At 61.6% G+C, this 11,941-nt stretch carries 11 protein-coding genes, 1 other RNA gene and 1 riboswitch; of the genes, 7 read left to right on the top strand and 5 right to left on the bottom strand.

What is annotated here, in order from left to right; translation table 11 throughout:
* Positions 1 to 101: 101 nt before the first annotated feature.
* Positions 102 to 1,853, bottom strand: coding sequence for a DNA polymerase III subunit gamma/tau (locus ACR0NT_RS18780; protein ID WP_170447212.1), 1,752 nt, complete (start codon positions 1,851 to 1,853; stop codon positions 102 to 104).
* A gap of 131 nt (positions 1,854 to 1,984) precedes the next feature.
* On the opposite strand from ACR0NT_RS18780, the gene ACR0NT_RS18775 reads away from it, so the two are divergent.
* Positions 1,985 to 2,488: a phosphatase domain-containing protein gene (locus ACR0NT_RS18775; protein ID WP_170673220.1), complete on the top strand. Its 504-nt coding sequence runs from the start codon at positions 1,985 to 1,987 to the stop codon at positions 2,486 to 2,488.
* Between the two features lies 1 nt (position 2,489).
* On the opposite strand, the gene ACR0NT_RS18770 is transcribed toward ACR0NT_RS18775, so the two are convergent.
* The gene (locus ACR0NT_RS18770) at positions 2,490 to 2,897 is read right to left on the bottom strand and encodes a hypothetical protein (RefSeq protein ID WP_170673223.1); all 408 of its coding nucleotides are present in this window, start codon (positions 2,895 to 2,897) and stop codon (positions 2,490 to 2,492) included.
* Between the two features lie 81 nt (positions 2,898 to 2,978).
* A riboswitch (cobalamin riboswitch) is annotated at positions 2,979 to 3,199 on the bottom strand.
* A gap of 133 nt (positions 3,200 to 3,332) precedes the next feature.
* Here ACR0NT_RS18770 and ACR0NT_RS18765 point away from each other — a divergent pair.
* The gene (locus ACR0NT_RS18765) at positions 3,333 to 4,190 is read left to right on the top strand and encodes an alpha/beta hydrolase family protein (RefSeq protein ID WP_170673225.1); all 858 of its coding nucleotides are present in this window, start codon (positions 3,333 to 3,335) and stop codon (positions 4,188 to 4,190) included.
* A 29-nt stretch (positions 4,191 to 4,219) separates the two neighbouring features.
* On the opposite strand, the gene ffs is transcribed toward ACR0NT_RS18765, so the two are convergent.
* Positions 4,220 to 4,318, bottom strand: an RNA gene (gene ffs / locus ACR0NT_RS18760) — signal recognition particle sRNA small type.
* Between the two features lie 39 nt (positions 4,319 to 4,357).
* Positions 4,358 to 6,238: a bifunctional 2',3'-cyclic-nucleotide 2'-phosphodiesterase/3'-nucleotidase gene (locus ACR0NT_RS18755; RefSeq protein ID WP_480443489.1), complete on the bottom strand. Its 1,881-nt coding sequence runs from the start codon at positions 6,236 to 6,238 to the stop codon at positions 4,358 to 4,360.
* Between the two features lie 175 nt (positions 6,239 to 6,413).
* On the opposite strand from ACR0NT_RS18755, the gene nudC reads away from it, so the two are divergent.
* From nudC to ACR0NT_RS18740, 3 genes are read left to right on the top strand one after another with little or no spacing between them, the layout of a single operon-like run.
* The gene (gene nudC / locus ACR0NT_RS18750; RefSeq protein ID WP_170446929.1) at positions 6,414 to 7,394 is read left to right on the top strand and encodes an NAD(+) diphosphatase; all 981 of its coding nucleotides are present in this window, start codon (positions 6,414 to 6,416) and stop codon (positions 7,392 to 7,394) included.
* 39 nt (positions 7,395 to 7,433) lie between these two features.
* Positions 7,434 to 7,901, top strand: a complete 468-nt coding sequence (locus tag ACR0NT_RS18745) for an SRPBCC family protein (RefSeq protein ID WP_170673228.1) — start codon at positions 7,434 to 7,436, stop codon at positions 7,899 to 7,901.
* Positions 7,902 to 7,912: 11 nt separating this feature from the next.
* A complete protein-coding gene (locus ACR0NT_RS18740) occupies positions 7,913 to 8,380 on the top strand; it encodes a GNAT family N-acetyltransferase (protein WP_170673231.1) in 468 nt (155 codons plus the stop codon).
* Positions 8,381 to 8,390: 10 nt separating this feature from the next.
* On the opposite strand, the gene ACR0NT_RS18735 is transcribed toward ACR0NT_RS18740, so the two are convergent.
* A complete protein-coding gene (locus ACR0NT_RS18735) occupies positions 8,391 to 9,224 on the bottom strand; it encodes a prephenate dehydratase (protein ID WP_170673234.1) in 834 nt (277 codons plus the stop codon).
* Between the two features lie 119 nt (positions 9,225 to 9,343).
* Here ACR0NT_RS18735 and ACR0NT_RS18730 point away from each other — a divergent pair, with 119 nt between their 5' ends.
* The gene (locus tag ACR0NT_RS18730) at positions 9,344 to 9,853 is read left to right on the top strand and encodes a c-type cytochrome (protein ID WP_170447208.1); all 510 of its coding nucleotides are present in this window, start codon (positions 9,344 to 9,346) and stop codon (positions 9,851 to 9,853) included.
* Positions 9,854 to 10,027: 174 nt separating this feature from the next.
* On the top strand, positions 10,028 to 11,932 hold the full coding sequence (locus ACR0NT_RS18725) for an extracellular solute-binding protein (protein WP_170446920.1): 1,905 nt from the start codon (positions 10,028 to 10,030) through the stop codon (positions 11,930 to 11,932).
* Positions 11,933 to 11,941: the final 9 nt, after the last annotated feature.

The raw sequence follows: 11,941 nt of genomic DNA, 5'->3' as shown, positions 1-11,941 counted from the left end.
CGCGGGCAAAGCCCGCGCTGCCGGGCCCAAGGCCGCTCAGGGATATCGGCGACAGCCGATGGGCCGTGGCGGGCGCGGTAGAATTTCGGGGAGGGTTTGCGTTAGTCCTCTTCGAACGGATCCCACTCGTCTTCGACCTCGGGCAGGGCTTCGGTTTCGACCTTCGCGGCCCGCTGCTCCGGGGTTTCGATGCTTTTGATCCGGGCTTTGGGAAACTGCATGAGCACAGCCTGAACCAGAGGGTGCTGCTCGGCCTGAGCTTTCAATGCCAAATCGGCTGCATCCCGCACTTCGGCGATGGTTGCGGCATCTCCGTCGGCGACGATTGACACCGCCCAGCGGTTTCCGGTCCATCGTTGTAGCGCCGTGCCGAGCCTTTGGGACAGATCCGTCGGTGCGTTGTCCGTTGGTGTGAACTCGATCCGACCGGGCGAATAGGACACGAGGCGCACGCCATTCTCAACCTCGACCAGCAGTTTCACGTCGCGGTTCGTTCGGATCAGTTCGACGACATGGTCAAAGCTGGGATACCGCGCAAGGGCTACCTGAGTGTCCTGAGCCAGTGCGGCTGTTGGCGCTCCGGCCGGGCCGCGTGCGGTCGAGGTATAGGCAGGCGGCGCAGGTTGAGCGGGAGCGTGCGACGGTACGGCCATGCCACCGCCGGGACCTCCGTTCGGTGGTGGAGGCGGCGCATCCTGCAACCGTTTGATCAGTTCCTCCGGGCTGGGCAGGTCGGCCACGTGGGTCAGACGGATCACCGCCATTTCGGCAGCCATCATGGCGTTTGGCGCGGCCGAGACCTCTTCCAGCGCTTTCAGCAGCATCTGCCACATCCGGGTCAGCACCCGCATTGGCAGGGCCTCGGCCATCTGCACGCCGCGGGCGCGCTCGTCTGGCGAAACGGTCGGGTCTTCGGCTGCATCCGGCGTGATCTTTACGACCGAGACCCAGTGGGTGATCTCGGCCAGATCGCGCAGCACGGCCAGCGGGTCGGCTCCCTCGGCATATTGCGCGCTCAGTTCGGTCAGGGCGCCCGCCGCGTCGCCGCGCAGGATCATGTCCATCAGGTCCAGCACCCGGCCGCGATCGGCCAGACCCAGCATCGCGCGCACCTGATCGGCACTGGTTTCCCCGGCCCCGTGCGAGATCGCCTGATCCAGCAGAGAGGTCGCATCACGCGCCGACCCTTCGGCTGCGCGGGTGATCAGCGCCAGCGCGTCATCCGCGATCTGGGCATTTTCGGCCGCTGCGATCTTGCTGAGCAGGCCGATCATATCCTCGGGCTCAATCCGGCGCAGGTCAAAGCGCTGACAGCGTGACAGCACCGTCACCGGTACTTTGCGAATCTCGGTTGTGGCAAAGATGAACTTCACATGCTCGGGCGGTTCCTCAAGCGTCTTGAGCAGCGCGTTGAAGGCGCTGGTCGAGAGCATGTGAACCTCGTCGATGATGTAGATCTTGTAGCGCGCACTAGCCGCGCGATAGCGGACGCTGTCGATGATCTCGCGAATATCGTTGACACCGGTGCGGCTTGCGGCGTCCATCTCCATCACGTCGACGTGGCGGCCCTCCATGATGGCCACGCAATGCTCGCACTGGCCGCAGGGTTCGGTGGTCGGCTTGCCCTCGCCATCGGGGCCGATGCAGTTCATGCCCTTGGCGATGATCCGCGCCGTGGTGGTTTTGCCGGTGCCGCGAATGCCGGTCATGATGAAGGCCTGCGCGATCCGGTCGGCCTCGAACGCGTTTTTCAGCGTGCGCACCATCGCATCCTGACCCACAAGGTCAGCAAAGGTTTCGGGGCGGTATTTGCGGGCAAGAACCTGATAGGCGGGGCTGGGCGTGTCGTTCATGTCTGCTCTGTCGGATTCGGGTTCCGATGCAGCGTAGAGACCCCCGCCGCCCGCGTCCACATCCCGCTTGGCGAATTTCCGTTTGCGTCGCAGTTTATGTACCATAGACGCGTAGGCAGGAGGGTTATCACTTGAGACTGTTCGCAATTCACGCCGTGCAGGTGGGCAACGGCACGGTTGCTCTGTCGCCATTGCCAGGGCGAGCGGGCAACTATCGGCAGGATTTTCACATCATCCGCGACTGGCAGCCCGATCTGGTGATTTCCATGACCACTGAAGGTGAGATGCTGCAGGAGGGTGCCGCCGGATTCGGCGACGATCTGCGCGCCGCGGCAATCGGCTGGGCGCATCTGCCGGTCGCGGATTTTGGCGCGCCACCGCCAGAGGTTCAGGCCGCATGGCCCGAGGTCAGCGCGGCGGCGGCACAGGTTCTGGCCCGCGGAGGGCGGGTGTTAGTACATTGCCGGGGCGGTTGCGGGCGGTCTGGGATGATCGCCCTGCGCCTTATGGTCGAACACGGCGAACGCCCCGAGGCAGCGCTGAAACGCCTGCGCGCCGTACGGCCCTGCGCCGTCGAGACCGACGGCCAGTTGGACTGGGCCGCACAGGCGCCCAGCACCCGGCCTTACCACTAGTTCAGAGCGCCGCGTGCCGTTCCGGCTGCACGACCGGGCTTTGCGCGATGATCGAGGCCTCGAGCATCGCGCAGGGCGGTGTCGGCAACAGCTTGGCCGGGCGTGTGGTGAATTCTAGGCCGAACATCATATCTGCATAGTCGTCCAGCGTTTCGATCGCGGTGTCGACATCGGTGCCGCAAAACACACGAACCTGATCTGCCTGCGCGCGAAACCGTGCGAAACAGCCCTGAGCGCAATGGGCCAGTTCGCTGCTGCCTTCGAGTTCGAAATCCGGGGTGCTCGCAGGGACAGCGGCCTCCATCGCCTGCACGACGGCACGGGCCATCTGTGCCAGGGCCGGACAGGTCTTGCCGGTTTTCTGGCACACGGTTGCGGTGAATTGATGTGTCTTTGTCTTCCAGATCATGGTGCGCCCTCCGCGCGCAAGACGGGGCGTAGATCAGGTGTGACAGCGTGCTGACGACCTGCCCGGACACCCCGCCCGAGTTTCGGTTTTGCTTCGATGGCAGGTCTCCTGACTTGCGGGTCATCGCTTTGCCGACCTTCCCAGCCTTTCGGCCAGTGGTGTTTCGGCATTGCTCACCGCTTACAGTTGCGGGGGCAGTCGCGGCCTTGGTTCGTTCCGGCATCACCGGGCAGAACCGCACCGTGTTCCCTTTTCATCCCGCCCCGAGATCGGGGTCGAGAACCATCAAGCCATCGCTAACGGGTGCGGGCGACCCGAGTCAAGCGGGCAATTTGCGCGGCCAGGTGGACGTATGGTCATAGTTGACTTGCGGACGGAAACACGGCGGACTGGAGAAAGTGAACCAATCGGTTCAAAAATCCCGGAGGCCGCACCATGCTGGACGCAACACAGACTGTTTCGACCGAGGATTTCCAGTTTCCATCAGGCGCGGGCACCTTATCCGCGCGCCTGTATCTGCCGGCGTCGGCGCCTCGGGTGGCGGTGGTCATTCATGGCGCAACCGGCGTGCCGAGGGCTTACTATCAGCACTTTGCCCGCTGGCTGGCCGAGGCGCAGGGGGTGGCCTGTCTAACTTATGATTACAGTGATTTCGGCCATTCGTTGAACGGGCCGTTGAAGGCATCGCGGGTCATGATGGCCGATTGGGCCCTGATCGACATGCCAGCCGCACGGGCTGAAATGCGACGCAGATTCCCTGACGCGCAGCAGTGGAGCATCGGGCATTCCGTCGGCGGGATGCTGGGGCCAATACAACCTGATATCGATCAGATCGACCGCATGATCTGCGTTTGCTCCGGCCCGGTGACGGTGTCGGACCATCCCTGGCCCTATCGGGCGCTGGCATTGCTGTTCTGGTACGGCCACGCGCCGCTGGCGGTGAAAGCTCTGGGCTATCTTCCGGGCAAGGCGCTGGGATTCGGGGCCGATCTGCCCGCAAGCGTCTATTGGCAGTGGCGGAGGTGGTGCACCGCGCCGCACAACTACCTGCCCGAGATCGGGATCACTCTGCCCGAGGCGCGTTGGGCGCAGTCGGAGACGCCTGTGGATCTGTTCACCTTCGAGGATGACGATGTGGTGCCGCCGAACGCGGTGTGGCGGCTGGCCGATCTGTACGGGCCGCACGCGCGCCGCCATCTGTTGTCACCTGCTGAATTCGGCCTGTCGGAGGTGGGGCATATCGGTGCCTTCGCGCGCCGCAACGCCGCCGTCTGGCCGCGACTGATCGCTTGAATTTGTTATTCAGTTTTCGGCGGGAACTAAAGTGAGAGGTTGGACATCGACCCAAGCGGGGCTCGTTGTGGCTGCTTCCTTCCGGACCTGACCAGGTTGGCGAGGCGCTCGCCCGCGCCAACCTCTCATCGGTCGATATAGGCAACGGGCGTGGAAAAGACAACCCGTCAGAGCGTCAAACGGATCAGCAAAAAGCCGTCATCGTCTTCTCCGAGCAGCTGTGGGTTGTATTTCTCAAGCTCGGCAATGTGATCGCGGGCCTTTGGGCCGGTCCGGAGCAAGGTTGTCGCCCCGGATAATGGCGCAAATCGAAAGGCGTGGGGCGCGTGTTCCAGTGGGTCGCGCGGCAGGGCACCCGAGAAATAATCTTTCAGGATGCGCTGGACGGGTTGAGCCGGCACCGGAATCGGTTCGGCCCGGTCGACAAAGGGGAAATGTCCCCCTCCGTTGGCGCGGTAATTGTTCAGTGCCACGACGAAGCGCTGGTCCGGGGTCACGGGGTGCCCTTCGAACTGGATGTCGTGAATCCGGCGATGCGCGGGGTCGGTCAGGCGACCGGCGGCGTCAAAGCGCGATGGGTGCGACAGGTCGATCTGACAGCTCAGCCCCTGCAGAACATCGAAGTTATGCCCGGCGCGGCTGGGGTCGACCAGATCGGTTTCACGGCCCGGTGTGACCTGATTGAACACCCCCGCTGACATTTCCAGCCAGTCGCCAATCTGCGCTCCGTTGACGACAACCGCCTGCAATTCGTTGGGGAACACATACAGATCGTTGATATGGCGCAGGAAAACCTGTCCCGGTGGCACATCCGTATAAAATCGCGGCCCGGCGCGCCCTCCGAATTTAGAAGGGGCCACCGCGGACAGGACAGGCAGTTTTGCAAAGGGTGTCCCCTGCAGATGCGGACGCAGGGCTGCCGCCTGCGCCGCTGCGGCCAATGCAAGCCCCCTGTCCGGGGCGCAAAAGCTGAAATAACTGTGCAGATGTTGGTCGGTCCGGCCCACCGGCTGCGCCGTGTGACGGCGTGTTTCCGAATGACCCTTGGCGAAGAGGCGCAGCAAATCGGGATCTTCTTCAACGGGCTGGGCCTCGCTGTCAGGCACCGCCGGGTAGATCGGGCGCAATTCGGTGCTGTGGTCCTGAATCACCCACCCGCCGTCCTTGACCCTGTGCAGCTTCAGATCAATCACCCCCAGATTTGATCCGGCCGGACCCGGCATGACCACCGGTTTTCCGTGAACCCGCCCTTGGACTGCATCGACATGATCCAACCCCTCATGCGCGGGGCCGGGCAGCGTCAGGTGGGAATGCCCGGCGATCACGGCGTCGATGCCGTCGATGGCGGCCATCGGGATGACAGCGTTTTCCATATCGGGTTCCGCAATGGGCGACCCCAGCCCGGTATGCGCCAGCGCAAGGATCAGATCGCAACCCTCTGCCTGCAGGTCCCGCACCTTGGAGCGGGCGCAGGTCAGGATATCGTCCAGAGTGACCCGGTCCTTTAGCCGATGGGCCTCCCATTTTGCGGTTTGTGGGGGAAGTACCGAAAACAGGCCGATCTTCAGCGCAACCTGCTGGCCCTGGTACTGGGCCGTGCGCGTCAGGATGGCATGGCTTTGCCACAGAGGATCGGCGTCCTTCCGGTGCACGCTGCTGCATACCACCGGGCAGGGGGCATCAGCCAGAACGCGATCCAGAACCTCCAGCCCAAAGCTGAAATCATGATTGCCCAGCCCGATGGCGTCATAGGCCAGATCACCAAAGGCCCGCATCAGGATATGCGGCGCATTGGCCGGTTCCGCAGCCCAGTCCCCGATCGGAGTGCCCTGTAGCGAATCTCCGTTGTCGAACAACAGAACCAACGCGCCAGCCGCCATCGCCTCATACCGCGCGGCCCGGATCAGGCTGGCGGTCCGTGTGAGCCCGATCGTGGGTTCCGGGGCGTCCGAGTAATAGTCGAAGCCGCTCAGGTTCATATGCAGATCGGATGTCGCCAAAATCCGTATCTTCAGTGTGGGGCTTGGCAGAGGAATGGAGCGTGACAAATTTCTACTTTTGGCAGTTATATGTTAAGCATTTTCCCCAAAAAGTATAATAGGTGCAACATATAACGCGTGACTGCGATCATTTGACGGCCTTCGGTTTCCGGGTGTTTGGAATTGCCATTGCAACGCTGCTGCAGCCGTGGCAGCCCTGTGCCAACGACCCAAAGGAACACTCATGAAACACGCGGAACTTGTGACGTTTGGCGGCTCGGGCCTGGAGCGTGCGGCGCATATCCGGGGGAATGCGGAACAGCTGGCACAGACGCGCGCCCATCCGCAGGCGTCGTGCGTGCTGCTTTGGCGCGGCAAACCGCTGGTTCAGGGCGAGGCGCTGGATCGGCTGGGCCTGATCCCGATGACCCATGATCTGGTCGCAAACGGGCCGGGCGGCAGCGTTGAGGAACCGGTGTTTCTGGGCGTCTCGGACGAGTCTCCAGTTTTTGCGCTCGATATCTCGAACTGGTCCCCCGAAGGTTTGGACATGTCGCAGTTGGGGGCGTTTGTCGATCGGACCGAGCAACAGCATCCGGACCTGCCGCAAGGATATGTCTTTGCTGAACTGCGCCGGATCATGACCCGCCTGTCCACCCGCGATGCGGAATTGGCCGCGGCGGCCAAGGCAGTGATCGGTTGGCATGAAACCCATCGGTTTTGCGCCCGCTGCGGCGTCGCCAGCGAAATCACACAGGCCGGGTGGCAGCGCAGTTGCCCGTCCTGCGGCGGGCAGCATTTCCCGCGCACCGATCCTGTGGTCATCATGTTGATCACGCATGGGGATTCGGTGCTGATGGGGCGGTCGCCGGGCTGGCCCGAGGGAATGTATTCCCTGCTGGCCGGTTTCGTCGAACCCGGAGAAACGCTTGAGGCTGCGGTCCGGCGCGAGGTGATGGAAGAGGCCGGGGTACCGGTCGGTGCGGTCAGCTATCTGTCCAGCCAGCCCTGGCCGTTTCCGGCCTCATTGATGTTCGGCTGCGCAGGTGAGGCGCTGTCGCGTGAGATTACCATCGATCCGGTGGAAATCGAGGATGCAATGTGGGTCAGCAAGCCCGAGATGATGCAGGCCTTTGCCGGAGAGCATCCGAAGCTGTTGCCGGCCCGCAAAGGGGCCATTGCACATTTCCTGCTGCAAAACTGGCTTGCGGATACGCTGGACTGACAGATACTGAGCCTATAGCGAAGAGAACCACGAAACGTCATGCAGTTTACAGCGCGCGAAGACATCGAAGCCCCCATCAATGCGGTGTTCGAAATGGTCGCCGATTTTGAGCGGTTCGAGCGCATGGCCATGCGTCGCGGAATCGAAGTGCGGCGCCTGTCGGGCCATATGGGGGTGGTGCCGGGCACGCAATGGGAAACCGAGTTCAAGCTGCGCGGCAAGCCCCGCCAAGTTGCAATCGAGATGGCCGAGTGCGACCCGCCGTTCTTGTTACGGTTCGACGCTATCAGCAAAGGCATGAACGGGGTGACAATCATTGAATTCCTGGCCCTGTCGCAGCGCCGCACCCGCCTGAGCGTCGACATGTCGCTTGCCGCCCGATCTCTGCCCGCGCGGCTGTTGCTGCAATCGCTGAGGCTGGGTCAGGCACGGTTCCGGCGGCAGTTTCAGCTGCGCCTGAACGAATTTGCCCGTGAAATCGAAGAGCGCTACCTGCATGGCGCTTGAGGGGGCGAGCAATGGGTGATCTGATTATCCGGCAAGCAGGGCTGGACGATGCAGAAGGAATTTCCGAGGTTCTGCAAGAGATCGCGGCCGCCGGTAAGCGCAGCCGGCCCAGTGATTTGAGTTTTGCGACCGCGAACTACCTGACCCACCCGGATCAGCTGCGGTGTACCGTGGCGGTTCGGGGCGGCTGCGTTCTGGGGTTCCAATCCATAAAGATTGCGGTCGAAGGCAACCCCTACGGTGCGCCGGTGGGCTGGGGCGTTATTGGCACGCATATCCGCCCCTCGGCCGCACGTCAGGGCGTGGGGCGGGCTTTGTTTCGTGCAACATTGGAGGTTGCGAAAGCGCGGGAACTGGCTGCGATTGACGCGACTGTTTCGCGCAACAACGCCGAAGGTTTGGCTTATTACTCAGCCATGGGCTTTGTTGATTACAGGTCGCACCACGGCGCCGTGTGCAAATCCTATACCGTCGATTGAGCCTGCTGGCTTACCCGCGCGGCTGCGCGGCCGGGTAGACGCCCAGCACTTCGACATTGGTGGTGAAATGCTCCAGCTCTTCCATGGCCAACTGCACGTTGCGGTCGTCCGGATGGCCGACGATATCGGCATAGAACTGAGTCGCGGTGAATGACCCGTCGACCATGTAGCTTTCCAGCTTGGTCATGTTGATGCCGTTGGTGGCAAAGCCCCCCATCGCCTTGTACAGCGCCGCCGGGATGTTTCGCACCTGAAAGACGAAACTGGTGATCATGCCGTGCGGGCCGCGCCGGGACTGGTCTGCCTCTGGGGACATGATCAAGAAACGGGTGGTGTTGTTGTCGTGGTCCTCGATGTGGCGGGCCAGAACGTTCAAACCGTAGATTTCCCCGGCCAATTCGCTGGCCAGTGCCGCCGAATGCAGATCGCCCTGTTCCGAGACCTCACGCGCGGCGCGGGCGTTGTCGGGGCTGACGCGGCCGCGGATGTTGTGTTCCTTCAGAAACCCGGCGCATTGCGGCAGCAGGACCAGATGCGAATGCGCCTCGGTGACATCGGTCAGAGTCGCGCCGGGCACCGCCAGCAGATTGATGTGCACGCGCACGAAGGCCTCATCAATGATATGCAGCCCGCTGTGCGGCAGAAGGCGGTGAATATCGGCCACCCGGCCATAGGTGGTGTTCTCGACCGGCAGCATCGCCAGATCGGCGTCGCCGGACCGAACCGATTCGATCACATCTTCGAACGTGCGGCAGGGCAGGGCCTCCATATCGGGGCGCGCATTGCGGCAGGCCTCGTGGCTATAGGCACCGGGTTCCCCCTGAAATGCGATACGATTGGTCATTTGATCGATTCCGTGCAACAAGTTCCAGAATTGGGCGTTTAGTCGCGGTGTCTATACCTTGCCTCTTGCGAGGGGAACCCTTAGACACCCCGCAGACAGCTGAAATGGACACGCGATCAATGTTCGACACGATGACAGTTACCAAGGCCGCCGCAGGCCTGTTTGGCACCTTCCTGGTGCTGCTTCTGGCAAAATGGGGCGCCGAGGCGCTGTACCATGCCGATGGGCATGGCGAGACGGCCTCTTATATCATCGAAACCGAAAGCGCGGGTGAAAGCGCCGACGGCGAAGAGGTGGTATTCGAAGACATGCTGGCCGCCGCCGATGCGGAAAAGGGCGCGCGCGTCTTCCGCAAATGCTCGGCGTGCCACAAGCTTGAAGATGGCGCCAACGGAACCGGCCCCTACCTGTACGGCGTCGTGGATCGTCCTGTCGCCTCGGCGAATGGCTTCGGCGGCTATTCGCCTTCGATGCAGGCCCATGGCGGCAACTGGACACCGGAAGCACTGGATGCATTCCTGACGAACCCGAAAAGCTATATCTCGGGCACTTCCATGAGCTTTGCTGGCCTGAAAAAACCGCAGGACCGCGCCGATCTGATTGCTTATCTGCAGACCATCGGCAACTGATCCTGTGATCAGCCGCACTGAATTTCAAAGCCGCTGCCCCGCGCAGCGGCTTTATTTTTGCCTAACGACATCTTCACAAAGCGTTCACGCATTCTAAACTTGAACCTGACAGTGCTGGTCATTTAGCTGGCACGCATAAGATTAATGGCAGAGGCCAAGCAGGGGATGAGCAAGATGAGATCCAACAGAGTATCCGTTCAGGCGCGCGCATTGGATTTCAGGGGTTGGGCTTATACGTCAATGCTGGGGTTGTTTCTGGTTCTGTTGGCGGCAACTCAACTGTTTGCCGAAGAAAAAAACATCAAAAGCCACGGTTTTTCCGAATTCGGCGACCTGAAATACCCCGAAGGCTTTGCCCATTTCGATTATGTGAACCCGAACGCTCCGCGGGGCGGAGAGCTGTCCTATGCCGCGCAGGGTACCTTCGACAGCTTCAACCCGTTCACGCGAAAGGGGCGTGCAGGTGCACGGTCGGCGGACCAATACGAATCCTTGATGATTCCGTCTTATGACGAGCCCGCATCGTATTACGGCCTGCTGGCAGAAAGTCTGGAGTATCCGGAAAGCCAGGAATGGGTCATCTTCAACATACGGCCCGAGGCGCGGTTCTCTGACGGTACTCCTGTGACGGCTGAGGATGTGGCGTTTTCGCATAACCTTCTGCTGGAGCAAGGGCTTAAGTCCTATGCCGATGCAGTGCGCAAACGTATCCCCCGCGTCGAAGCGCTGAGCGAGCACAGGGTCAAATTCTACTTTGCGCCGGATATCCCGAGACGTTCCTTGATCTCGGTTGCGGGGAACGTTCCGGTCTACTCGAAGGCATGGTTCGAGGCGGATCCCGAGAACAGGCGGTTGGACGAGCCTCGTTTGGTTCAGGGAATCGGATCTGCCCCGTATGTGCTGGACAGCTATGACATCAACCGGCGCATTATTTACAAGCGCAATCCGGACTATTGGGGCGATCACGTCAACGTAAACGTGGGCCGCAACAACTATGACGCCATCCGCATCGAGTATTTCAGCGACTCGATTGCCGCGATGGAAGGGTTCAAGGCCGGAACATTCACGCTGCGGCAGGAAAACAACTCGAAAAGCTGGGCGACCGCTTATGATTTCCCGGCGATTGCGAATGGCTCGATTGTCCGGGCCGAGTTGGAGGATGGGAACGTTCCCTCTGCGACCGGATTTGTCATGAACCTCGACCGCCCGCAGTTTCAGGACCCCCGTGTGCGCGAGGCGGTTCAGCTTGCCTATAACTTCGAATGGACCAATGAAAGCCTGCAATACGGGCTGTTCCAACAACGGCATTCATTCTGGGAAGGCACGCATCTTGAAGCCACTGGCCTGCCCGAAGGGCGCGAGCTTGAGGTGTTGCAATCCCTTGGCGACGCGGTGGACCCGGCGGTTCTGACCGAGGAACCGGTCACGGCGCATGAATCCCGCCCGGCCCGTCCGAATGACCGCCGCAACCTGCGCGCGGCGATGAAACTGTTGGATGAGGCCGGTTGGCTGGTTGGTGACGACGGCATCCGCCGCAACGCAAATGGCCAGGTGCTGTCGATCGAGTTCCTGTCGGATCAACCGACCTTGGACCGGATTATTCAGCCATTCGTCGACAACCTGCGCGCCTTGGGTGTGGATGCGAAGTACAACCGCGTCGACAACGCCCAATTCACCCTGCGCCGCAGGGACCGGGATTTTGACATGATCGTTGGCGGCTATCCCACGTCGCTGCAGCCTTCGACCGGCCTCTATCAGCAATTCGGGACCGAGGCGGCCTCGTATTCCGTGTTCAACCCATCGGGCGCGCATGGCCCCGACATCGAACCGCTGATTGACAACATCGTGGCCGCAACCGAAAGCGAGGAGCTTTTTGCCAATGTCCGCGCGCTGGACCGTGTGCTGCGCGCCAAGCGGATCATGGTGCCGACATGGTATCTGGGCAAATACTGGGTGGCTTATTGGAACATGTACGAATATCCGGAAAACCTGCCGCCCTATGACTTAGGCGTCCAGGACCTGTGGTGGATCAACGCCGAGAAAGAAGCCGAGTTGAAGTCCTCGGGCGCGTTGAGGTAATCCGCCCTC

Source organism: Ruegeria sp. AB10, from assembly GCF_056542745.1.
This window is presented reverse-complemented; position numbering and strand designations above follow the sequence as displayed.

Excerpts from the sequence above, each read along its gene's own strand:
- ACR0NT_RS18780 (WP_170447212.1), bottom strand. The coding sequence starts at position 1,853 with ATGAACGACACGCCCAGCCCCGCCTATCAGGTTCTTGCCCGCAAATAC.
- ACR0NT_RS18770 (WP_170673223.1), bottom strand. The coding sequence starts at position 2,897 with ATGATCTGGAAGACAAAGACACATCAATTCACCGCAACCGTGTGCCAG.
- ACR0NT_RS18765 (WP_170673225.1), top strand. The coding sequence starts at position 3,333 with ATGCTGGACGCAACACAGACTGTTTCGACCGAGGATTTCCAGTTTCCA.
- nudC (WP_170446929.1), top strand. The coding sequence starts at position 6,414 with ATGAAACACGCGGAACTTGTGACGTTTGGCGGCTCGGGCCTGGAGCGT.
- ACR0NT_RS18745 (WP_170673228.1), top strand. The coding sequence starts at position 7,434 with ATGCAGTTTACAGCGCGCGAAGACATCGAAGCCCCCATCAATGCGGTG.
- ACR0NT_RS18740 (WP_170673231.1), top strand. The coding sequence starts at position 7,913 with ATGGGTGATCTGATTATCCGGCAAGCAGGGCTGGACGATGCAGAAGGA.
- ACR0NT_RS18735 (WP_170673234.1), bottom strand. The coding sequence starts at position 9,224 with ATGACCAATCGTATCGCATTTCAGGGGGAACCCGGTGCCTATAGCCAC.
- ACR0NT_RS18730 (WP_170447208.1), top strand. The coding sequence starts at position 9,344 with ATGTTCGACACGATGACAGTTACCAAGGCCGCCGCAGGCCTGTTTGGC.
- ACR0NT_RS18725 (WP_170446920.1), top strand. The coding sequence starts at position 10,028 with ATGAGATCCAACAGAGTATCCGTTCAGGCGCGCGCATTGGATTTCAGG.